The organism is Kitasatospora sp. NPDC048407, assembly GCF_043200475.1.
Lineage (GTDB): Bacteria > Actinomycetota > Actinomycetes > Streptomycetales > Streptomycetaceae > Kitasatospora.
Genome location: NZ_JBICXW010000001.1, coordinates 766,502 through 789,137 on the forward strand (window position 1 = coordinate 766,502; position 22,636 = coordinate 789,137).

Annotated in this window: 19 protein-coding genes; 13 read left to right on the forward strand and 6 right to left on the reverse strand. The window is 72.4% G+C overall.

Annotated elements, in window-relative coordinates:
- Positions 1-7: 7 nt before the first annotated feature.
- Complete coding sequence (locus tag ACGFWJ_RS03640) at positions 8-856, reverse strand: EamA family transporter (RefSeq protein WP_392944801.1); 849 nt, start codon at positions 854-856, stop codon at positions 8-10.
- 120 nt (positions 857-976) lie between these two features.
- Here ACGFWJ_RS03640 and ACGFWJ_RS03645 point away from each other — a divergent pair, with 120 nt between their 5' ends.
- The 8 genes from ACGFWJ_RS03645 to ACGFWJ_RS03680 all read left to right on the forward strand — a co-directional run bounded on the left by ACGFWJ_RS03645 (position 977) and on the right by ACGFWJ_RS03680 (position 11,779).
- Positions 977-1,831: a DNA-formamidopyrimidine glycosylase family protein gene (locus ACGFWJ_RS03645; protein ID WP_392944803.1), complete on the forward strand. Its 855-nt coding sequence runs from the start codon at positions 977-979 to the stop codon at positions 1,829-1,831.
- 97 nt (positions 1,832-1,928) lie between these two features.
- Positions 1,929-2,864, forward strand: coding sequence for a 1-phosphofructokinase family hexose kinase (locus ACGFWJ_RS03650; RefSeq protein ID WP_392944805.1), 936 nt, complete (start codon positions 1,929-1,931; stop codon positions 2,862-2,864).
- 62 nt (positions 2,865-2,926) lie between these two features.
- Positions 2,927-3,265, forward strand: coding sequence for a deoxyxylulose-5-phosphate synthase (locus ACGFWJ_RS03655; RefSeq protein WP_392944807.1), 339 nt, complete (start codon positions 2,927-2,929; stop codon positions 3,263-3,265).
- Between the two features lie 2 nt (positions 3,266-3,267).
- Positions 3,268-3,987 carry a TSUP family transporter gene (locus ACGFWJ_RS03660; protein ID WP_392944809.1) on the forward strand — a complete coding sequence of 240 codons (720 nt, stop codon included), beginning with the start codon at positions 3,268-3,270 and terminating at the stop codon, positions 3,985-3,987.
- A 192-nt stretch (positions 3,988-4,179) separates the two neighbouring features.
- Positions 4,180-5,190 (forward strand): hypothetical protein, encoded by a 1,011-nt coding sequence (locus ACGFWJ_RS03665; protein ID WP_392944811.1) that lies wholly within the window; start codon positions 4,180-4,182, stop codon positions 5,188-5,190.
- Positions 5,191-5,421: 231 nt separating this feature from the next.
- A complete protein-coding gene (locus ACGFWJ_RS03670) occupies positions 5,422-6,498 on the forward strand; it encodes an LCP family protein (protein WP_392944813.1) in 1,077 nt (358 codons plus the stop codon).
- A gap of 15 nt (positions 6,499-6,513) precedes the next feature.
- Positions 6,514-10,305: a CDP-glycerol glycerophosphotransferase family protein gene (locus ACGFWJ_RS03675; RefSeq protein ID WP_392944815.1), complete on the forward strand. Its 3,792-nt coding sequence runs from the start codon at positions 6,514-6,516 to the stop codon at positions 10,303-10,305.
- Positions 10,298-11,779, forward strand: coding sequence for a hypothetical protein (locus tag ACGFWJ_RS03680; protein WP_392944817.1), 1,482 nt, complete (start codon positions 10,298-10,300; stop codon positions 11,777-11,779). The genes ACGFWJ_RS03675 and ACGFWJ_RS03680 overlap by 8 nt, the downstream gene beginning before the upstream one ends.
- A gap of 7 nt (positions 11,780-11,786) precedes the next feature.
- Here ACGFWJ_RS03680 and ACGFWJ_RS03685 read toward each other — a convergent pair whose 3' ends face one another.
- The 3 genes from ACGFWJ_RS03685 to ACGFWJ_RS03695 all read right to left on the reverse strand — a co-directional run bounded on the left by ACGFWJ_RS03685 (position 11,787) and on the right by ACGFWJ_RS03695 (position 15,940).
- Positions 11,787-12,704, reverse strand: coding sequence for an endonuclease/exonuclease/phosphatase family protein (locus tag ACGFWJ_RS03685; protein WP_392944819.1), 918 nt, complete (start codon positions 12,702-12,704; stop codon positions 11,787-11,789).
- A gap of 79 nt (positions 12,705-12,783) precedes the next feature.
- A complete protein-coding gene (locus ACGFWJ_RS03690; protein WP_387859438.1) occupies positions 12,784-13,776 on the reverse strand; it encodes a YdcF family protein in 993 nt (330 codons plus the stop codon).
- Between the two features lie 97 nt (positions 13,777-13,873).
- Positions 13,874-15,940, reverse strand: coding sequence for an MDR family MFS transporter (locus ACGFWJ_RS03695; RefSeq protein WP_392944822.1), 2,067 nt, complete (start codon positions 15,938-15,940; stop codon positions 13,874-13,876).
- Between the two features lie 132 nt (positions 15,941-16,072).
- Between ACGFWJ_RS03695 and ACGFWJ_RS03700 the strand changes: the two genes are divergently transcribed.
- The 3 genes from ACGFWJ_RS03700 (at position 16,073) to ACGFWJ_RS03710 (ending at position 18,363) form a co-directional block, all read left to right on the forward strand.
- Positions 16,073-16,600, forward strand: a complete 528-nt coding sequence (locus tag ACGFWJ_RS03700; RefSeq protein WP_387635220.1) for a SigE family RNA polymerase sigma factor — start codon at positions 16,073-16,075, stop codon at positions 16,598-16,600.
- Positions 16,601-16,679: 79 nt separating this feature from the next.
- Positions 16,680-17,891, forward strand: coding sequence for a hypothetical protein (locus tag ACGFWJ_RS03705; RefSeq protein WP_392944824.1), 1,212 nt, complete (start codon positions 16,680-16,682; stop codon positions 17,889-17,891).
- Positions 17,892-17,955: 64 nt separating this feature from the next.
- Positions 17,956-18,363 carry an HIT family protein gene (locus ACGFWJ_RS03710; protein ID WP_392944826.1) on the forward strand — a complete coding sequence of 136 codons (408 nt, stop codon included), beginning with the start codon at positions 17,956-17,958 and terminating at the stop codon, positions 18,361-18,363.
- Positions 18,364-18,627: 264 nt separating this feature from the next.
- On the opposite strand, the gene ACGFWJ_RS03715 is transcribed toward ACGFWJ_RS03710, so the two are convergent.
- Positions 18,628-19,539, reverse strand: a complete 912-nt coding sequence (locus ACGFWJ_RS03715; protein WP_392945466.1) for a helix-turn-helix domain-containing protein — start codon at positions 19,537-19,539, stop codon at positions 18,628-18,630.
- A gap of 107 nt (positions 19,540-19,646) precedes the next feature.
- On the opposite strand from ACGFWJ_RS03715, the gene ACGFWJ_RS03720 reads away from it, so the two are divergent.
- Together ACGFWJ_RS03720 and ACGFWJ_RS03725 are read left to right on the forward strand one after the other, a co-directional pair.
- Positions 19,647-20,651: a LacI family DNA-binding transcriptional regulator gene (locus ACGFWJ_RS03720; protein WP_392944828.1), complete on the forward strand. Its 1,005-nt coding sequence runs from the start codon at positions 19,647-19,649 to the stop codon at positions 20,649-20,651.
- Positions 20,652-20,753: 102 nt separating this feature from the next.
- Positions 20,754-21,917 carry an alpha-hydroxy-acid oxidizing protein gene (locus ACGFWJ_RS03725; protein WP_392944830.1) on the forward strand — a complete coding sequence of 388 codons (1,164 nt, stop codon included), beginning with the start codon at positions 20,754-20,756 and terminating at the stop codon, positions 21,915-21,917.
- Positions 21,918-22,070: 153 nt separating this feature from the next.
- On the opposite strand, the gene ACGFWJ_RS03730 is transcribed toward ACGFWJ_RS03725, so the two are convergent.
- The gene (locus tag ACGFWJ_RS03730; RefSeq protein ID WP_387635233.1) at positions 22,071-22,505 is read right to left on the reverse strand and encodes an ATP-binding protein; all 435 of its coding nucleotides are present in this window, start codon (positions 22,503-22,505) and stop codon (positions 22,071-22,073) included.
- Positions 22,506-22,636: the final 131 nt, after the last annotated feature.

Sequence of the window (22,636 nt, forward strand, 5' to 3'; positions counted from 1 at the left end):
GTGGACCTCAGTGCGCGAACTCCAGCAGGGCGATCCCGGTCAGGACGGTCGCGCTGGCGGCCAGCCGGAGGGGGCCGAGGCGTTCACGCAGGACGAGGGTGCCGATCAGGGCGGCGATCACGATCGAGGTCTCCCGCAGGGCGGCGATGGTGGGCAGGTCGCCGACGGTCTGCGCCCACACCACCAGGCCGTACGCGGTGAGCGACATCAGGCCGCCGGCCAGCGCGGCGGTGCGGCTCTCGCGCAGCGCGGGCCGCAGGGTGCGGCCGCGGACGGCGAGGACGGCGGCAAGGACGGCCAGGCCCTGGAGGAGGAACATCCAGGCGATGTAGCCGCCGGTGGAGGCCGCGGCCCGCACCCCGCTCCCGTCCACCACGGTGTAGCCGGCGATCAGGACGCCGGTGCCGAGCGCGGCGGCCAGCGCCGGCAGCTGTTCGCGGCGCGGCCACCCGCCGACCAGCGCGAGCCCGGCCAGGCCGAGCGAGATCACCGCGACGGCGACGACCTGCCCGGCCGGCATCGGGTGGTGCAGCACAGTGGTGGCGAGCAGCGCGACCACCGCCGGGGAGGTGCCGCGGGCGATCGGGTACATCTGGCCGAAGTCGCCGAGCCGGTAGGCCCGGGCCAGCAGTAGCTGGTAGCCCACCTGAAGCGCTGTCGAAGCCAGCAGGTACGGCACGGCGCGGACCCCCGGCAGTGGCACGAACAGCGCGAAGAGCGCGCCGAACGCGACGAAGACCACGTTCATCAGCGCGACCCCGGCCAGCCGGTCGCGCACTCCGTGCACCAGCGCGTTCCACACCGCGTGCAGCAGCGCGGCCGCCAACACCACGAACGGCACGGCTTCCCGGCTCACCGGCGTCCCCCTCCCACAGCTCCCCACCGCCGACTTGTACAGACAACTTAGCGCGCGACGGCGGCCACCCGTCAACCGCCCCGGTGGCCCGCCCGGCCGGGGCCGGGCCAGACTGGACGGATGCCCGAACTCCCCGAAGTGCAGGCGCTCGCCGAGTGGATGACCACCGTCTGCGCGGGCCGCGCGCTGGAGCGCGTGGACGTGCTGTCGATCACCGCCCTGAAGACCTTCGACCCGCCGGTGCGGGCGCTCGCCGGACGGGCCGTCAGCGGGGTCTCCCGGCACGGCAAGTTCCTCGACCTGGCCACCGACGGCGGCCCGCACCTGGTGGTGCACCTGGCCCGGGCCGGCTGGGTGCACCGGCGGGAGTCCTTCCCGGCCCGGCCGCCGAGCCGGCGCGGCCCGCTCGCGCTGCGGCTGGTGCTGGACGACGGCAGCGGCTTCGACCTCACCGAGCAGGGCACCACCAAGCGCCTCGCCGCCTACGTGGTGACGGACCCTCGCGAGGTCCCCGGCATCGCCCGGCTCGGCACCGACGCGCTCGCCGTCACCCCCGAGCAGCTCACCGCCCTCGCCGCCGGGGCCCGGCACCGGCTGAAGACCTTCCTCACCGACCAGAGCGTGCTGGCCGGGATCGGCAACGCCTACTCCGACGAGATCCTGCACACCGCCAAGCTCTCCCCGTACGCGCTGGCGTCCTCGCTCGACGCCGGGCAACTGGCCCGGCTGCACGCCGCCGTCGGACGCGAACTGGGCGGCGCGCTGGAGCAGTTGCGGGCGGCGCCGGCCGGCGGGCTGAAGTCCGAGAAGAAGGCCCACCTGGCGGTGCACGGCCGGGCGGGCGAGAGCTGCCCGGTGTGCGGGGACACGGTGCGCTCGGTGAACTTCGCCGACTCCTCGCTCCAGTACTGCCCGACCTGTCAGACCGGCGGCCGGGTGCTGGCCGACCGGCGACTGTCCCGGTTGCTCAAGTGAGAAGACCCCGCATTCATGGACCGGGATGATCGAAGCTGCTCGAACATGGCTATGATCAAGCACTTTCAGTCAGCCGAGACTTCACGGGGCGTCCCTCATGATCCTCACCGTCACACCGAACCCGGCGTTGGACGTCACCTACTCCGTCCCCCACGTCCGCCCGTACACCAGCCACCGGGTCACCGGCATGGCCACCCAGGCGGGCGGCAAGGGCGTCAACGTGGCCCGGGTGCTCACCGCGCTCGGCCACCCGGCCCGCTGCGTGCTGCCGCTCGGCGGCCCCACCGGCGAGGCCGTGCGCGCCGAACTCGCCGCCGCCGGCCTCGAGCACGCCGCCGTCCCGGTGGCCGGCGACACCCGCCGCACCGTCGCCGTGGTCGACACCGCCGACGCCACCATGTTCAACGAGCCCGGCCCGGAGCTCGCCGGCGCCGAGTGGGACGCCCTGCTCGCCGAGACCGAACGGCACCTCCCGCAGGCCGCCGTCCTGGTCCTCTCCGGCAGCCTCCCGCCCGGCGCCCCCGCCGACGGCTACGCCCAACTCGTCACGCTGGGACGCGGGTTCGGCATCCCCGTGGTGCTCGACGCGGACGGCCCCGCGCTGCTCGCCGCACTGCCCGCCCGGCCCACCGCGATCAAGCCGAACGCCGCCGAACTCACCGCCGCCACCGGCCTGCCCGACCCGCACGACGCCGCCCGCACCCTGCTCCGCCGCGGCGCCGAGTCCGTCCTCGCCTCGCTCGGCCCCGACGGCCTGCTCGCCGTCGACGCCCACGGCGCGTGGCGCTGCGCCCCGTCCGCCCCCGTCACCGGCAACCCCACCGGCGCCGGGGACTCCGCCGTCGCCGCCCTCGCCGCCGGACTGTCCGGCCACGCCGGCTGGTCCGCGATCCTCCCCGACGCGGTGGCACTGTCCGCCGCCACCGTCCTGCACCCCCGGGCCGGCCGCTTCGACGACGACGCCTACCGCCGCCTGCGCCACTCGCTGACCGCCACCCGCCTCGGCGCGGGGGTCTCCCCCTTCACCTGGTAACAGCCGTCTCCCGCCCGCATATTGACGGGAAATTCGGCGCGGCAGGCCCTACCCTGACCACCATGCCCGCCGGAAAGACCTCCTACCTCTGCCTGCCCTGCCGCGCCTCCTACAAGCAGCCCTACCGGGACATGCACGAGCGGCACGACCGCCGCTGCCCGCGCTGCGCCGAGCCGCTGATCCACGTGGGCTCCGCCTTCGCCGCACCCCGACGGCGCGACACCGCCGCCTGGCGGACCCTGTCGGTCCTGCTGAACGCCGGTGTCCGCTTCCACAAGAGCTGCTGCGGCGGCCCCGGCTACCGCCCGCGCACCCTCGTCGAGGTGCGCGAGCGGATGACCCACGCCCGACGCACGGGCGAGCCCTTCGCGAAGGCTCTGGTGCGTCCCGAACTTCCGTAGGCATGGGCATCGCGGCGATGGGGGTCGTGGTGCTGGCCGCGGCGGCGGTGCAGCGGCTGTCCGGGGTGGGGTTCGCGCTGATCGCCGCGCCGGTGCTGGTGCTGATCCTCGGGCCGGCGGGCGGGGTGGGACTGTCGAACTGCGCGTCAGGGGCGATCAGCGCGCTCGGGCTGGCCGCCGGGTGGCGCGGGGTGCGACCCGGACGGATAGTGCCGCTGGTCCTGGCGGCCGCGCTCACCGTGCCGCTCGGGGCCCGGCTGGCGGCGGCCGCGCCCGAGGCGGTGCTGCTGGTGGCGATCGGTCTGGTGGTGAGCGCGGCGTCGGTGGTGGTGATGCTCGGCGTGCGGGCGGCGGCGCTGCGCGGGGTGCCGGGCGCGGTCGCGGCGGGCGCCGCCGGCGGGCTGCTGAACGCGGCGGCGGGTGTCGGCGGGCCGGCGGTGTCGCTGTACGCGGCGAACTGCGGCTGGTCGGCCCGCGAGTTCCTCCCCAACGCCCAGTTCTTCGGCCTCGCCGTGAACGCGATGTCCCTCACCACGAAGGGCGTGCCCACGCTGTCGGGCGCGCAGTGGACGGTCGCCGCGGGCGCCGTCGCCGCCGGCAGTGCCGTCGGCCACCTGCTGTCCGGCCGCGTCCCGGACCGCCCCCTCCGGCGTCTGGTCCTCGGTCTGGCCCTGGCCGGCGGCCTGCTCACGCTGGCCAAGGGCCTGGCCGCAGGCCTCTGACGGCAACACGGCGTGACGCACGTTCACCCTTCCGATGGATTGGGCCGAATGGTTCGGGCACGTACATTGGCTGCACCGGGACGTTCCCCCGAACGGGTGCATTCACCGTCCCGACGACCACGGCCATCCACCTGCCCGCCCACGCGGAACCGACGCATGCCCGTCGGCGCGAAGAGATTCTCGGGAGGAACCATGAGCGCAGCCGCCAACTGGGACGACATCCTGGTCCGGGACAACTTCCAGGACATGGGGCAGACGCCCACCGCCGACCCGGTCTGGGAGTCGCCGGACATCATCCCCTTCGGGAGCGACATCCTCGACTTCGACCTGCTGGAGTCCAGCTACCCCGGCCCCGACCTCGGGATTCGCCATCCGATCGTGCAGGGCAGGCTCAACCGCATCTACGTCCGCGGAAAGAACCTGCGAGCCAACTGCCCCAGCTCCGGCAACGTCAGGCTCTACTTCGCCCCCGGCGGACTGCTCCTGGACCCGCGGGCCTGGACGCCGATCAACGCGGAGGGCGGCGGCACCAGTGTGCCGTTCACCGTCCGCGGCGGCTCGCGGGAGATCCCACCCGGGCGGATCTGCGTCAGCAGGTCCGCCTTCCTCTTCCCGAGCGACACGCCGCCGGGCCACTACTGCACGATCACCACCGTGGACACCCCCGCCCACCCGATGTCCGCGACCCTGCCCACGTTCAGCTCGCTCGTCGACTACCTGAACTGGGTCAGGTACAACCCCAACGTCGGCTGGCGCAACATCGACGTGATCCCGTGCCGGCGGACCAACTACGTGCTCGCCAACCTGGCGATCTGCAACCTCAACAACTTCCCGACGCGGTTCGTCTTCGGGGTCTCCGGCACCGACCTGCCGAACGGCACCGCGACCTTCTCCAACACCGACCAGCAGGCCCCGTTCAGCCTGACGGCGCAGATCTACTCGCCCGGCACCGACGAGGGGTACACCCGCTCGATCCTGCTGCCCGCCAACTACTCCGGCACCGTCACGGTGGTGATCCAGCTCGACCAGCCCCTGCCGTGCGACGCCCGGATCGTGCTGCGGGCCTACAACCCGGTGACCAACAACCCGGGGGTGCTCGAGCGACGGCTCGCCGTCCCGCTCACCGGCGTGCCCGAGCTCGAGGACGCCCTGTTCCTCGAACTCGGCGCGTACACCTTCGTCGCCGCGGACACCAGCCCCTGACAGCCGACTCCCAGTCAGAACCTGGCAGCTCCCCACCACCTGACGCGGCATCATCAAATGTCACCCTCCGTGCAACGAAAAAGGCGCATGGTCACGGAGAGTGATGTGAGGGAAACGCAAAGAGTCGGTATAGGTCTGTGATCAAAAAACCGACAGGACATGAACAACGCGTGAGAGCATGACCCCTCCGGGTACGCACCGCAGCCCGTGAACTGGGAGGATGCTCGATCCATGGCGCAGACTGACGGCGTGTCGGCCGGACCGAAGACCGACGCTGCCGCCGCACCGGGCCGGCGGCCGAAGCCGCGTCGCCGAGGCCGGCGGGTCCTGCTGATCGGCGGCGGCGTGGTGCTCGCGCTCGGCCTGGCCGTCGGCGGGACGGGGCTGTGGATGTACCACCACCTGGAAGGCAACCTCGACACCGTCGACATCGACAAGGCGCTCGGCGAGGACCGCCCGGCCGCCCTGCCCACCGGCGCGCAGGACATCCTGGTGCTCGGCTCGGACTCCCGTGGCGGCGACAACGCCGAACTGGCGGGCGGCGACACCGGCGGCACCGCCCGTTCGGACACGGCGATGCTGGTGCACATACCGCAGGGCCGCGCCAACGCCACCGTGGTCAGCATCCCCCGCGACACCATGGTGGCCCGGCCGGCCTGCACCACCGCCGACGGCAAGCAGGTGCCCGCCGCGCCCCGGGTGATGTTCAACTCGGTGTACACCACGGCCGGTCCGGCCTGCGTGGTGAAGACCGTCGAGACCATCACCGGCCTGCGGATGAGCCACTACGTCGAGATCGACTTCGCCGGGTTCAAGGAACTCGTGGACGCGATGGGCGGCGTGGAGATCACCACCGACGTCGCGATCGACGACAAGTACAGCGGCCTGCACCTGCCGGCCGGCACCCACACCCTGGACGGCACCCAGGCACTGGCCTTCGTCCGTACCCGGCACGGCATCGGCGACGGCAGCGACCTCGGCCGGATCGGCCTCCAGCAGAAGTTCCTGCTCTCCGTCCTCTCCCAGCTCCAGCGCAAGGGCACCCTCTCCAGCCCGACCAAGGCGTACGGCGTGGCGAACGCGGCCACCAAGGCGCTGACCACCGACACCGACCTCGGTTCGGTGAACGGCCTGCTCGACTTCGCGCAGAGCATGAAGGGCCTGCAGCCCGAGCGGATGAAGACCGTGATGCTCCCGGTCGTCACCGACCGGATCGACCACAACCGGGTGATCGCCGACGAGCCCCGCGCGCAGAAGCTCTGGCAGGCGCTGCGCGAGGACAAGCCCGTCCCGGCCGCCACCGGCTGACGGAGGAGCGGATCCGTGCTTTCCCACCCGCCGAGGCTGAGCGTCGTCGTCCCGTTCCAGGACGTCGAGATGTACCTCGCCGAATGCCTGGAGTCCATCGCCCGCCAGTCGTACCGCGACTTCGAGGTGATCCTGGTGGACGACGGCTCGACCGACGCCTCCACCGCGATCGCGCAGAACATGTGCGCCCGGGACGCGCGTTTCCGGCTGATCCGGCAGGACGCGAACGGCCCGGGCCACGCCCGCAACACCGGTCTGCGCGCGCTCCACCCCGACGCCGAGTTCCTGGTGTTCGCCGACGGCGACGACGTGGTGCCCGAGCACGCCTACGAGACGCTGCTGCGCACCCTGGAGGAGTCCGGCTCGGACTTCGTCTCCGGCAACGTGCAGATGATGAACTCCACCAGGAAGTGGCAGTCGCCGCTGCACAAGGGCCCGATGGAGGCCAACCGGCGCGGCACCCACATCACCAGGTTCGAGAAGCTGATCTACGACCGCACTGTGTGGAACAAGCTGTTCCGGCGCAGCTTCTGGGACTACTACTACATCGAGTTCCCCGAGGGGGTCCTGTACGAGGACTCCTGGGTCAACATGTTCGCCCACTTCCGGGCGGCCAAGGTCGACACCATCACGGACGTCGTCTACTACTGGCGCCGCCGCGAGGGCAACGCCGCGCCCTCCATCACCCAGCGCCACCACGAGATCGACAACCTGCGCGACCGGGTCTCCGCCGTGCTGTCCGTCAGCCGCTTCCTGGGCGGGCACCGCTCCAAGAGCTTCGCCGAGTCCAAGCGCAAGTACGACCTGGCCTGCCTCACCTCCGACCTGATGCTCCACCTGAAGGCGCTGCCCGACGGCGACGAGGAGTACCAGCTCTCCTTCATCCAGTGGACCAACGAGTTCCTGGACGAGGCCGGCGAGGACCTGATCGAGGAACTGCCCGCCGAGGCCCGGGTGAAGTGGCTGCTGGTGCGCCGCCGGCTGCTCCAGGAGCTGCTCGACGTGGTCGAGTTCGAGCGGCGCGGCGGCCCGATGCCGGTCCAGCGCCGCTTCCGCCGCTACCTCAAGTACCCGCACCTGGGCGACCGGCGGGTCGGCATCGGCCGCAAGGCGTACCGGCTCGGCAAGGAGCTCTCGCTGCACGGCTCGATCGGTGAAGTCCGCTGGAACGGCGACCGGTTGGAGCTCTCCGGCAGCGCGTACATCCGCTTCGTGAACGTCCACAAGCGGCACATGTCGGTCAAGGCGCTGGCCCTGCGCAACACCAAGCAGGACCGGATGCTGCTGGTTCCCACCCGCACCGTCTACGCCCCGCAGGCCACCGAGCACTCCAACCAGAACCGCTACTGCTACGACTGGTCGGGCTTCAGCGCCGCCTTCGACACCAACCGGCTCAAGCAGAAGGGCCGGTGGGCCGAGGGCACCTGGGACGTCGCGGCCGGTGTGCTCAGCCGCGGCCTGTTCCGCTACCGCGGCCTGGACCGCGGCGGCGTCGGCAGCGCCGCCAACCCGCCCTACCGGTATGTCGACAAGAACACCCGGGTGCTGCCGCTGTTCGTGCAGAACCGGCTCAAGCTCCGGGTGGAGGTGGTCCGTTGCCGGATCACCGGGCACCGCATCACCGGCGAGCACCTCGAACTGCGCGGTGTCCACCTCGGCCCGACCGTCCCCGAGAGCGGCCAGCTGCGGCTGGTCAGCCTCGGCGGCGCCGGCCGCACCCAGGCTCCGGTCCGCTTCACCCCCGGCGGTGAGGGCTGGTGCACCTTCACCGTCCGCGTCCCGCTGCGCTCCCTGGTGCCCGCGCACCGCGCGAACGGCGCCGACGAGGCCGTTCCGCAGTCCTGGGACCTCGGCGCCAACGGCTGGAAGACCACCTTCCACGTCGCCGGGCGCAAGATGACGATGTATCCGGTGATGGCCGAGGGCACCCCCGACGGCCACCACCGCCTCCCCGACACCTTGCAGACTGCGGACGGCGACCGCGAACTCGTCGTCCACCGCAACGGCTCCGGCTACCTGGTGCTGTTCGAACGCGCCACCCTCCCGCTGGTCACCCGGTACGCCTGGGAGGACGACGGCACCCTGGAGATCGTCGGCCGCTACCCGGCCCTGCACCTGGTCCCCGCCGAACTGCGCCACCAGGTCCACCTGGTGCTGCGCTCCCGCGCCCAGGGCACCGAACGCGTCGTCCCGCTCGACCTGATCGACGACTATTTCCGGGCCCGCTTCGCCCCCGCCCGGATCCGCACCCTGGCCGGCACCGTCCCGCTCTCCGCCGGCCGCTGGGACCTCTACCTGCGCCGCCAGGACCCCGCCCGCACCGCGCCCGCCGACCGGCTGCCCGACCTGATGCTCAAGCTGGAGCAGGACGCCATCCCCGGCCTCCCGCAGGCCGTCGAGAGCGACGGGCGCGGCTACGAACTCCAGGCCGAGAGCTACGACCGGCTCTCGCTCCAGGTGCACTCCGCGATGCCCGACCACGCCCGCGGCCCCTACCGGCAGAAGCTGCTGCGCACCAAGGCGTACCCCGCCGCCCGGCAGCAGCCCGTCCGGCCCGCCGTGCTGTTCGACGCGTTCAAGGGCACCCAGTACTCCGACAGCCCGCGCGCCGTCCACGAGGAACTGGTGCGCCGCCAGGTCCCGTTGGAGCACCTGTGGGTGGTCAAGGACGACCAGGTGGACGTCCCCGAAACCGCCCGCGCCGTCCGCATGTGGTCGCCCGAGTGGTACGAGGCGCTCGCCACCAGCCGGTACATCGTCGCCAACAACCACCTGCCCGACTGGTTCCGCAAGCGCCCCGGCCAGGTCGTCGTGCAGACCTGGCACGGCACCCCGCTGAAGAAGATCGGCCACGACATCGAGGCCGTCCACTTCGCCGACAAGCGCTACCTGGAACGCCTCGCCACCGAGGTGGAGAACTGGGACCTGCTGGTCTCGCCGAACACCTTCTCCACCCCGATCCTGCGCCGCGCCTTCGGTTTCCCCGGCGAGATCGTCGAATGCGGCTACCCCCGCAACGACGTGCTGCGCCGCCCGGGCACCGAGCGGCGCGCCGCCGAGATCCGCCGGCGGATCGGCATCCCCGACGGCAAGCGGGTCGTGCTGTACGCCCCGACCTGGCGCGACGACCAGTACTACGCGCCCGGCCGGTACAAGCTCGACTTCCGGATCGACCTCGACGACGCCCGCGCCCGGCTCGGCGCGGACCACGTGCTGCTGGTCCGCCGCCACCCCAACGTGGTCGACCCGGTCCCCGGCGCCGGCGACGGGTTCGTCCACGACGTCTCCGACTACCCCGACATGGCCGACCTGTCGCTGATCACCGATGTGATGATCACCGACTACTCCTCGCTGATGTTCGACTTCGTCAACACCGGCCGGCCCATCCTGTTCTTCACCTACGACCTGGAGCACTACCGCGACACCCTGCGCGGCTTCTACTTCGACTTCGAGACCAGCGCCCCCGGGCCGCTGCTCGCCGAGTCCGCCCAGCTGATCACCGCGATCCGCTACGCCGACGGGGTGCACGCCCGCTACGCCGAGCGCTACCGGCGCTTCCAGCAGGCCTTCTGCGACCTGGACGACGGGTACGCCTCGGTCCGCCTGGCGGACCGGATCCTGGTCGCGGGCGGCGACCTGGCGGAGCCGCCGCAGAACGTGTCGGCACCCTCGTTCCGCCCGCTCGGCAGCACCCAGCCGGGCTCCCGTTCCTTCCGTGACCTCGACGAGGTCACGGCGGCGGCGGTGGAGCCGCCACGCGACCTCCAGGCAGAACTGCGCAGACGATTGGACCCGGCAAATGGCTGATCAGGCCAAGCACACCCGCCGCATCTTCACCGGTGTGGACACCACGGGCGCCGTCCCGATCGAGTACCGCTTCTCGCACGCCCGCAACGGCAACCGGCACCTGGTCGTGGTGTTCGCCAACTTCACCGCACCGGACGAGTACGGCTGGGGCAACGGCGTCCTGGACAAGGTGCGCGGCAACATCCTGTGGATCCGCGACTCCTTCGAGGGCGCCAACAGCTACTACCTGTGCAAGCGGATGGACTTCTCGCTGGAGCAGTCCGTCGCCGGGGTGATCACCCGGGTGATGCATTCGCTGCACCTGACGCCGCAGGACGTCACCGTCTTCGGCAGCTCCAAGGGGGGCAGCGCGGCGCTGTTCTACGGCCTCAAGTACGGCTTCGGCAACATCGTCGCCAGCGTGCCCCAGTTCAACATCGGCTCCTACGTGCTGGACGGCATCCCCAGCGCGGCCCGGCTGATGATGGGTGAGGTGACCGAGCGGAACGTCGCCGTCCTCGACGCCGTCCTGCCGGACCTGGTGATGGCCAGCCCCCACCGGAACGCCAACATCTACCTGATCACCTCCCCGCAGGACGAGCAGTACCTGCGGCAGGTGCAGCCGTTCGTCCAGCTCTTCCAGGGCTACTCGAACTTCAACTTCATCTACAACGACTCGGTGCTGATCACCGGCCACGGCAAGGTGACGCTGCGGAACCTGCCCACCCTCATGGGCATCCTCAACCTGCTGGTGGACGGCGTGGTCCCGCGGATCGGCCTGATCACCAACGGCGGCGAGGTTCCGGAGCCCGACCTCGCCGCGATCGAGCAGTTCCTCAAGGACACCTCGCAGGTCAGGGGCGATTCCTTCCCCCGCCCGGTGATCACCTCTCCTCCGGCGGAGGCGGTGCTCCCGCCGAACGGCGTGGCCATCACCGGCTTCGCGCCGGGCGGCGTGCGGGTCAGCATCTGGGAGAACGGCAAGTACGTCGCCTCGGCCCCGGTCGCCGCCGACGGCAGCTGGTCCTGGCAGGCCGACCGGGCCTTCACCGCGGGCCGGCACCTGCTCCGCGTGTTCGCCGCCGACGCCAGCAACATCCAGAGCGAACGCTCCGACGTGGTGTTCACCATCGACGGGCAGGCCCCCCGCACCCAGCACACCATCACCGAGGCGGCGCCACTGCCGCCCGCGCCGGTGGTCACCGAACCGGTGGACAACAGCTACGTCCCCGGCCCTGTCGTCCGGCTGAGCGGCCACGCGCCCGGCGCGGTCCGGGTCGACCTCGCCATCGGGGAGCACGCGCTGGGCAGCGCCCCGGTCGAGGACGGCTTGTGGACCTGGCAGCCCGAGTGGGGGTGGCGCGGCGGCGGGCACACCGTCGAGGTCCGGGCGGCCTACGCCGACGGCCGGGTGTCGGGCCCCGGGCAGGTCGGCTTCGTGGTGGCCGGCGCGCTGGCCCGCAACCCCACGCTCCTGCAGCGCTACGGCGGCTGATGCCCCGTCAGAGGGCGGCGGCGACGGTGATCAGCTCCGCCTGGTGGTCGGAGAAGCCGGTGTCCAGCCGGGAGCAGCCGTGCCGGGGCAGCGCGGTGAACAGGTAGTCCAGCTTGAACCCGTTCTCGTGGGTGGGCGCGAAGCCCGTGCGCTGGTCCGGCGACTGCTGGGCGCACTCCTGGACGGTGTCGAAGTAGCCGGCCGGCCAGATCCAGGCGTCCTTGTTGTTCGGGCCGGGCGGCGAGGAGTTGAAGTCGCCGCCGAACACCGAGCCGCCCGTCCCGGCCGCCTTGAGCAGTGCCGACAGCTGGTCGTCGCGGAGTTCTGCGGCGCGGTCGGACCGGTCGGCGGGGGGCAGCGAGAGGTGCGCGACGCAGAGCCTCGGGCCGCTGCCGGCCGTCGCGCACAGGATGCCGCGGCGCAGGCCTTTTTCGGGCTGGGGGGCGGAGACCGGGGCGATGTCCGTCAGCGGGGCGGCCGCCAGGATGCCGATGCCGGCGTCGCCGCGTCCGCCGCCGCAGTCCACGGGCGTGGTCGCGCCCGCCTCGTCCGCCTGTTCGTACGGTTGGAAGGCGAGCTGCCAGGCGGCGCCGAGCCCGGCCCGGGCCCGGTCCAGGTCGCCCCGGCAGGCCTCCTGCACCAGGATCGCCCGGGCCCCGTGGTCCTGCGCCATCGAGCGCATCACCTTGATCTTCTGGTCGCCGCCGCCGTACTTGCCGCAGCCCCAGACGGTCTCCCCGCACATGTTCCAGGTCGCCACCGTCAGCCGGGGCCCGTCCGGCCCGCCTTCGCCGACCATCGCCTCGGCCTCGTGCCGCACGGCGGGTATCAGCCCGAGCAGCAGCACCCCCGCCGCCGCACCCAGCAGCGTCCGCAGGCGGCGCCGCGGGGGCGGCCCCGGGAGACTTGCGTAGGTGGGCGGCACGACAGATCCCCCGGGCGTTGAACGGTGCAGGCGACCAGCATAACTTTGCCCCCGAACCACTCCGCCGCCCGGACCTGCGCTACCCGGTGACGGAGACCAGGGTGAGCAGCCCGCAGACCGTCAGGTTGATCCACTTGTGGGTGACGGTCACGGCGACGAACTCGCGGATGGTGGCGCTCGGCCAGAAGTAGGCGGCGGTCGGGGAGCCGGCGACCTGGCCGTTGACCGATTCCTGGCGGGCCAGGATGGCGGCGCGGAAGGCGTGGAAGTTGTTGGTGACCACGATGCAGCGGTAGTCGGGGTTCGCGGCGGTCATCAGCTCGCGGGAGAAGCGGAGGTTCTCCTCGGTGGTGCGGGAGCGGTCCTCCAGGACGATCCGGTCGGCGGGGAAGCCGCGTTCGGTGAGGTAGGCGGCCATCGCGTGGGACTCGGGCAGCTTCTCGTCGGGGCCCTGGCCGCCGGAGGTGATCAGCAGCGGCGGGCGGCCGTTCGCGGCCTGGCGCTCGTACAGGGCGCGCCCGCGTTCGAGGCGGCTGGCGAGCAGCGGCGGGACGCGGGTGCCGCCGATCAGTCCGGAGCCGAGGACCACGACGTAGTCGACGTCCTGGCGCGGGATCAGCCGGCCGTACAGGTAGGCGTAGCCGATGAAGCACAGGAAGAGGAACGAGAAGTAGCTGGCGAGCAGGAAGGTGGTGCGGGCGATCACCGCCAGCACGGGCGAGTCGGCCTGGGTGGCGGCGATCAGCAGGGCGACGACCACCAGGATGCCGAGGCCGCAGAGCAGCGAGAGCAGGTTGCCGAGGCGGCGGCCTTCCTTGCGGAGCATCTTGAAGCCGTTGGCGATCAGCAGCCCGGAGAGCACCAGGACGCCGAGGGCGGGGGCGAGGACGACCGCGATCACGACCGTTTCCGCGAGCACGGAGTCGGTCCGGCCGAGGGTGGCGAGCAGCGCGAAGGCCAGGAAGGTGAGGGCGAGTCCGAGGTACACGGCATTGCTGAAGCGGCGGCGGTCGCGCCGTACTCCGAGGGCGGTCAGCAGCAGGAAGAAGATCGCGGGAGCGTACAGGAGCATGGGGGTAAGCCTAGGGACCAGCGCGGCCGGGTCGGCCTGACGCCCTGTGAGGTCGGGGCCGCCGATCCGACGGACACCGACGTGACGTGACGGCGGTTCAGGCGCGCGAGCCGGTCGGCACGCCGCTCTGCGGGAACCCTTCGGCGAGGTCCTCGACGATCATGCGCTTGGCGATCGCGTCGGCGGCGGCCCGCAGTTCGGCGCTGCGGGGGCGGCCGCGGTCCTGCTCCAGGCGTTGGCAGAGCCACTGGGACCAGGCGTGGCCGATGGTCTGGGCCTCCCGCTCGCCGGCCTCGGTGTGTGCGTAGAAGCCGCCGTGGACGTCCAGGAAGCCTTCGGCGACCATCCGGTCGAACACCGGCCGGAGAACCTCCGGGGGGATCCGCCGGCGCCCGGCGATCAGGTTGAGGGTGGCGTGGCCGACGCTGCGGGTGAACAGGTCGACCTGCATGACGGCCCAGGCGCCGGCCATGTCGAGCCGGGTGCCGGAGGAGCCGACGACCTGCCGGGCGGTGTCCAGTCCGACGCCGGCGAGGAGTTTGGCGACGGAGAGTTCGAGCAGCTTGGCGGAGTCGCCGGAGGACGGCTGCGCGAAGCCCTCGCCCATGTCGGTGCAGGTGGCGCGGGCCGAGTCGCGCAGTTCGACCTGCTTGAGGAAGAGCGCGACCACGAAGCCGAGCAGCGCGACCGGCACCGTCCACAGGAACACGGTGTGCAGCGAGTCGGCGTAGGCCCGGATGACCGGTTCGGCCGCGCCGGGCGGCAGCCCCTGGACGCCGTGCGGGCTCTGTGCGCGGACGGCGAGCTGTTCGGGGCTCTCGCCGGTGGCCCGGGCGGCCGCGGCGACGCCGTTGGCCAGGTTGGTCCGCAGCGCGTTGGTGTAGATGGTGCCGAACACGGCGGTGCCGAACGAGGAGCCGAGGGTGCGGAAGAAGGTGACGCCGGAGGTGGCGGTGCCGAGGTCGGCGTAGTCGACGGTGTTCTGCACGGCGATGGTGAGCACCTGCATGCACAGGCCGATGCCGGTGCCGAGCACGAACATGTAGAGGCTGGCCAGCCAGGCGCTGGTGCCTGCGTTGAGCAGCGAGAGCAGGTACAGGCCGAGCGCCATCACCAGCGATCCGACGATCGGGAAGATCCGGTACTGGCCGGTCTTGGACACCGTGTTGCCGCTGAAGATCGACGCGATCAGCAGGCCGAGCACCAGCGGCAGGGTCCGCACGCCGGAGACGGTCGCCGAGTCGCCGTCCACGTACTGCAGGAAGGTCGGCAGGAAGGTCATCGCGCCGAGCATGGCGAAGCCGACGATGAAGCTGAGCACCGAGCAGACCGTGAACACCGGGTTGCGGAACAGCCGCATCGGCAGGGTGGGTTCGACGGCGCGGGTCTCCACCCAGCAGAACAGGCCGAGCGCGACCACACCGCCGACGAACAGGCCGATGATGACGGGCGAGCTCCACGCGTACTCGTTGCCGCCCCAACTGGTCGCCAGGATCAGGGAGCTGGCGCCGACCGCGACCAGCGCGATGCCCGCGTAGTCGATGACGGGGCGGGCGGCGGAGCGGACCACCGGGATGTTCCGGGCCGCCGCGATCACCACCAGGACGGCGATCGGCACGTTGACGTAGAACGCCCAGCGCCAGGACAGGTGGTCGGTGAACAGCCCGCCCAGCAGCGGTCCGATCACGGTGGCGACGCCGAACACCGCGCCGATCGCTCCCTGGTACTTTCCGCGTTCGCGCAGCGGGATGACGTCCGCGATCAGCGCCATCGAGGTGACCATCAGGCCGCCCGCGCCGACGCCCTGAACAGCCCGCCAGGCGATCAGCAGCGTCATGTTGGTGGCCAGGCCGCACAGGAACGAGCCGGTGATGAAGACGATCGCGGAGACCTGGAAGACCACCTTGCGGCCGAACAGGTCGCCGAACTTGCCGACCAGCGCGGTGGTGACGGTCTCCGCGAGCAGATAGGACGTCACCACCCAGGACATGTGCGCGGCGCCGCCGAGGTCCGCGACGATGGTGGGCAGCGCGGTGCCGACGATGGTCTGGTCGAGGGCGGCCAGCAGCATGCCGAGCACGATGGTGCCGAACACGACGTTCCGCTGCCGCCGGTCGAGAACGGGCGGGGCCGCCGCCTGACTGGGCTCGCTGGTGGTGGTCACCGCGACATCGTCACACTTTGCCCACCGGTGTCCGTTTTCGACACCCCGCGCGGCCCTTCGTGCTCAACTGCCAATCGGCTGCCGATTATTTGACGGTGCGACAAGAACACCGGCCCACCGCGTTAGAGGAGCATGGACAGCACGACGACGATCGGGGCCGACGGCGGACCCCTCGAGTTCCGGGACTTCGCAGCCGCCCGCGGCCGCGACCTGGTACGCACCGCCTACCTGCTGACCGGTGGCGACGCCCACCTCGCCGAGGACCTCGCGCAGGAGGCGCTCGGCAAGCTCTACGGCAGCTGGCGGCGGGTCTCCCGGATGGCGAACCCCGCCGGATACGCCCGGACCGTCCTGGTCAACACCTTCCTCAGCCACCGGCGCCGGCGCAGCAGCCGCGAACACGTCACCGACACCTTCGCCGAATCCGCCGCACCCACCGCCGACCCCGCACTGCGCGTCACCCTGCTCCAGGCACTCGCCGAACTCCCGCAGCAGGACCGGGCCGTGCTCGTCCTGCGCTACTGGGAGGACCTCGGCGTCGAGGAGGCCGCCACCGCGCTGCGCCTCACCCCGAGCGCCGTCCGCTCCCGCGCCTCCCGCGCACTCAGCCGCCTGCGCACCCGGCTCGGCGGGCAGTTCGACGAGCTCGTCCGGCCCTGACGCTCCTTTCTTTCCGGAGCCGCATCGACGCGCTCCTTCACCCCTGACGTTCCCTCCGCACCGTTTCTGGAGCATGCCGATGACTTCCGAAGAGGACTTCGCCCGCGCCCTGCGGGCCTCCGCCGACCACGCGCCCGAACCGGCCACCGAACTGTTCGCGCTGGCCGCCGAACGCCGCGGCCGCACCCGGGTGCGCCGCCGCCGGGCCGCCGGTGCCTCCGCGCTCGCCCTGGTCGCCGCCGCTGGGTGCGCGCTGGCCCTGCTGCCCGACCGCTCCCCGGCGCGTCCCGCACCGGCCGCATCGCCCGTCGGCCAGACCTTCATGTCCGACACTCTGAGCTCACTGATGCCCGCCGACGGCCGGATCACCAACCTCTCGGGCACCTCCCCCGACGACCTGCAGCCCGGCCGCACCCCGATGGGCTGGCTGGAGTACGACGACGGCAACGGCCCGGCCCGGGTCCTGCTGACCATCGACCGGCTGGCCACCCCGCTCAGCGACAGCGCCGCCGCCCTGCAGTGCCCCGACACCCTCAACCAGCCGACCGCCGCCTGCCAACTCACCACCCGCCCCGACGGTTCCCGCCTGATCACCACCACCATCGCCCCGCGCTGGGAGGCCGGCGACCGCGTCTGGACCGTCACGTACGCCACCACCGACGGCCGGATCGTCAACGCCACCGAGGTCGCCTCCGGCCGCCCGGGCCACCCGGCCCGCGAGCAGCCGCCACTCACCCAGGAACGACTGCTGGACGTGGCCACCTCCGACGCCTGGCGGCCGGCCTTCACCGTCCTCCGCGCCTCCACCGTGCCGCCCGCCGCACCCGTCGGCAGCCCCGCCGTACTCGCCGCCCTACGCGCCACGCTGCCCGCCGACGCCACCTTCGACCCGGGCCCGGGCACCCAGGACACCCCGGGACGGGTGCACGGAACCGTCTCCCTCGCCAATCTCACCAGCCAGCTGGTCGTCTCCGTCGAACACGGCTGGCAGCGGGGCTTCCCCGCCGACCCGGACACCAGGTTCCGCAACACCGGATTCGGCGGGCGCTTCAAGGAGCACCCGGACGGAACCCGGTCCTACGTCAAGGAGGTCCCCGTCCCCGGGCCCGACGGCACCAAAGACACCCGGGGCGCCGAGGTGATCGCGGGCGCGCTGCTCCCCGACGGCACCATGGTGACCGCCAAACTCTGGACCTACGGGCCCAACTACCAGGTCACCCGCGACGCCCCGGCACTCAGCCAGGAACAGCTGGTCGCGCTGGTCAGCGCCCCGTCCTGGGCGCACGCCTGACGGCACGTCCTGCCGGGGCGCGCCGTTTCCCGCGGCGGCGCGCCCCGGCCATGATGCTGGGACGATGGACTGCCTGTTCTGCCGTGTCGTGGCCGGCGAAGTCACTGTCGAAACCGTCCTCGCCGACGACGTCGTCCACGCCTTCCTCGACCACCGGCCACTGTTCCCCGGCCACCTGCTGGTGATCCCGCGCCGCCACGTCCCCACCCTGACCGACCTCACCGACGACGAGACGGGCCCCTACTACACCCGCGTCCGCCAGCTCACCGCCGCCGTCGAACGCGGCACGGCCGCCGCCGGCAGCTTCGTCGCGGCCAACAACCGGATCAGCCAGTCCGTGCCCCACCTGCACACCCACATCGTCCCCCGCAACCCCAAGGACGGCCTGCGCGGCTTCTTCTGGCCCCGCACCCACTACCGCGACGACGCTCACGCGGCGGAGACGGCGGCCCGCATCCGCAACGCCCTCTGACCTCACCCGCCCCGCCCCACCCACCCACCCACCCGAGCACCCCGCCGCCGTCGAGGACCGGAAAGACAACGCTGCGCGGGCAAGGTCTGGCTGGTGCCGCTCACGGCTCTTCCGCAGTCCCACGGACCGCTGTGCGGAAGGCGCACAACTCCCCAATCCCCCACCCCGCCGGAGGCATGCCGTTACAGCTCTTCCGCAGTGCCCCGAACCGCCGTGCGGAAGGCGCACAACTCCCCGATCCCCCACCCCGCCGAAGGCATGCCGTTACGCCTCTTCCGCGGTCCCACGGACCGCCGTGCGGAAGGCGATGGGGGTGGTGCCGGTGCGTTGGTGGAAGAACTTGGCGAAGTTGGCGGCGTCGGCGAAGCCGAGGTGGTCGGCTATGCGGGCGGCGGGGGTGTCGCTGTGGGCGAGGAGGCGTTTGGCTTCGAGGACTACGCGGCGGTCGACGAATTCCTTGGCGCCGATGCCCGCGGCGGCGAGGGTGGCGCGGGAGAGGGTGCGGGGGGAGTAGCCGAGGGCTTTGGCGTAGTCCTCGACGCGGCGGGTGCGGGTGAAGTGGTGTTCGACGGCGTGGCGGAAGCGGCGGTAGGTCTCGCCGGGTTCGGCGGTCGCGCTGCCGCAGGGGGTGGCGGGGTTGGCGAGGCGCAGCAGGAGTGCGGCGAGCAGGTGGCGGAGCAGGGCGTGGTGGATGTCGGCGGGGAGGTCGGCGCCGGAGGCGTATTCGTGTTCGAGGTGGCGGAGCGCGTGCCGGAGGGCGTCGCGGGAGGTGCCGGTGGTGTGCAGGACGGCGGCGGCGAAGGGGTCGTCGAGGCGGGCGGCGGCGACTGTCGCGGGGTCGGGGAAGCCGGGTTCGAAGAGGACGAGGGTGCCGTCGGCGTCGTCGAGTTCGCCCCATTGCTGGACCTGTCCGGGCCGGACCCAGAGCCAGCTGCCGGGGTGGACGGCGTGTTCGGTGAAGTCGACGGTGTGGTGGAGGGTGCCGCTGTCGAGGGTGAGGAGGTGGTGGAAGGCGGGCCGCTGGGGGCGGTGGAAGGCGCGGTCGGCGGCGGTGTCGCGGCGGGCGCGCAGTTCGGCGAGGGTCAGTACTTCGACGCCGGCCGGTGTGCCGGGTGGCGCGGCGAAGGGGACCTCGGGGATCGTCGTCCCGGACGTCGGGTTGTCGCTGGCTCGCATGGTCACCACCCGCAGCCAGGCTACCTCCGGTGGATCTTCCGCCGGGAGGGCGGCGGTACGGTCGGCGGGAAAGCGGGACAGTGGGGCCGGCGGGACGGGAACGGGGAGTGGGGATGGAGCGGCGTTCGACGTTGCACGATGTGGCGCGTGAGGCGGGGGTGAGTGCGAAGACGGTGTCGCGGGTGGTGAACGGGGACGGGCCGGTGGCGGCGGCGACCCGGGCGCGGGTGCTGGCGGTGACGGAGCGGTTGGGTTTCCGGCCGAACCTGTTGGCGCGGAGCATTCGGACGGGCGGCCCGGATTCGACGGTGGGGCTGGTGGTGCCGGATCTGGGCAATCCGTTCTTCGGGGCGCTGGCGGGCGGGGTGGAGGAGGCGGCGCGGGCGCGTGGGCTGACGGTGCTGCTGGGGTGTTCGGGCGGTGATCCGGTGCGTGAGGCGGAGGTGGTGGGCGCTTTCCTGGCGCGTCGGACGGCGGCGTTGCTGGTGGTGCCGGCGGCGGGCGGGGAGGCGTTGGCGCAGGCGGGGGCGGCGGGGGTGCCGCTGGTGTTCGTGGACCGTCCTGGGCCGGACGCGGACTGTGTGGTGTCGTCGAACCGGGCGGGTGCCCGCGAGGGCGTGGCCCAGCTGCTGGGCGCGGGGCACCGGCGGGTGGCGTTCCTGGGTGATCTGCCGCCGGAGCTGTACACCCGCCGGGAGCGCCTGGCGGGCTACCGGGACGCGCTGGCGGAGGCCGGCGTCCCGGTCGACGAGGTGCTGGTCGCGGATGCCCGGACGGCGGCGGACGCGGCGGACGCGGTGCTGCGGCTGCTGGCGCTGCCGGATCCGCCGACGGCGCTGTTCGCGTCGAACGTGAACGCGGCGACGGGTGCGGTGCTGGCGCTGGGCCGGGCGGGCCGTCGCGAGGTGGCGGTGCTGGCGTTCGACGACCTGCCGTTGGCGGAGGTGCTGGATCCGCCGCTGTCGGCGGTGGCGCAGGCCCCGGCGGAGCTGGGTGCGGCGGCGGTGCGGCTGGCGCTGGCCCGGCTGGACGGGGACGATTCGCCGCCGCGCACCGAGACGGTGCCGACCCGGCTGGTGCTGCGCGGCAAGCCCGTGATGGCAAGCCCGTGACGGCGAGTCCGTGATGGCAGGCCCGTGACGGCGAGCCCTTGACTACCCGCCGGTAGCGGATGGAGGGTGGCCGCCACCGGAAACCAGCCCTGAGGAGTGCGGATGGCCCCGCAGTTCGGCGACTACCAGAACGAGATCTACTTCGAGGCGCTGTTCGGCGTCGCGCCCAAGCTCCCGATGACCTTCGCGGGCCTGGCGGAGCGGGCGCAGCAGGCGCTGGCGCCGGACGTGTGGTCGTACGTGGCGGGCGGCGCGGGCGACGAGCACACCCAGCGGGCGAACGTCGCGGCGTTCGAGCGCTGGGGGCTGGTGCCGCGGATGCTGGTGGGCGCGAAGGAGCGGGACCTGCGGGTGGACCTGTTCGGTCTGGAGTTGGCGTCGCCGCTGTTCATGGCCCCGGTCGGGGTGCTGGGGCTGTGCGCGCCGGACGGGCACGGGGATCTGGCGGCGGCCCGGGCGGCGGCCCGCACGGGGGTGCCGATGGTCGCGTCGACGCTGTCGGTGGATCCGATGGAGCGGGTGGCGGCGGAGCTGGGCGACACCCCGGGGTTCTTCCAGCTGTACACGCCGACCGACCGGGCGCTCGCGGAGTCGCTGGTGCAGCGGGCGGAGGCGGCCGGGTTCAAGGGCATCGTGGTGACGCTGGACACCTGGGTGACGGGCTGGCGGCCGCGCGACCTGGGCAGTGGCAGCTTCCCGCAGCTGCGCGGGCACTGTCTGGCGAACTACACCTCGGACCCGGTGTTCCGGGCGAGGCTCAAGGACCCGGACGGGGATCCGCGCGGCGCGGTGATGGACTGGGTGCAGATCTTCGGCAACCCGCTGACCTGGGACGACCTGCCGTGGCTGCGTTCGCTGACTTCGCTGCCGCTGATCCTGAAGGGCCTGTGCCACCCGGAGGACGTCCGGCGGGCGAAGGACGCGGGCGTGGACGGCGTCTACTGCTCCAACCACGGCGGCCGGCAGGCGAACGGCGGGCTGCCGGCGCTGGAGTCGCTGGCCGAGGCGGTGGCGGCGGCGGACGGCCTGCCAGTGCTGTTCGACTCGGGGGTGCGCAGCGGCGCGGACGCGGTGAAGGCGCTGGCGCTGGGTGCGACGGCGGTGGGGGTGGGCCGGCCGTACGTGTACGGGCTGGCGCTGGGCGGCGAGGCGGGGGTCGTGCACGTGCTGCGGTCGCTGCTGGCGGAGGCGGATCTGCTGATGGCGGTGGACGGCTATCCGTCGCTGGAGTCGCTGCGGGTGCCGGGGGCGCTGCGCCGCTGCTGAGGCCGTCTCCGGTCACGGTCCTTATTGCGACTTACTTGCAATAACAGAGAGCATGCAGCAGAGTGGGGCCGCGGGGTCGTCCTCCGATCGTCTTCCCAACCGGCGTCCGCCGGGACACGGCGCCGGCCCCGCGCCAACTCCCCTCCCCCGGGCTCAGCCCAGCGGCAGCCGCACCAGCATGGTCTTGCCGCCGCCGTCCGCGTCGGCCAGCGTCGCGGTGCCGCCGCCGGCGAGCTGCGCCAGCTCGTGCACCAGGTTCAGGCCCCAGCCGCCGCTGCCGTCCGGGTGCGGAGTCTCCCGGCGGTGCGGGCAGTGCGGGTGCCGGTCGTGCACCCGGACCGTCAACTCGTCCGCCGCGAAGTCCAGTTGGAGCGTGGTGCGGGGCGAGCGCACTGCCGCGTGGCGGACCGTGTTGGTGACCAGTTCGCTGACCACCAGCAGCACGGTGTCGGTCAGCGGGTGGTCCGCGTCCAGGCCGCGGGCGGCCAGTTCGGCGCGCACACCGCGCCGCGCCTCGGGCACGGACGCGGGTACGGTCGCCAGGCTCAGGCAGTACCGCACGGTCTGGGGTGGGTCCGCGACAGCCATGGTCGGTCCCTTCACAGCGGGGGCGACCGGGGTCGGAGCGAGAGCGCCGTCGTCCGGCCGCGTGGGGGCTCGGCAGCCCTGCCCCGTCCGGACGGACCGGACAGATTACCGTCAACCAGTACGGTAAGGCC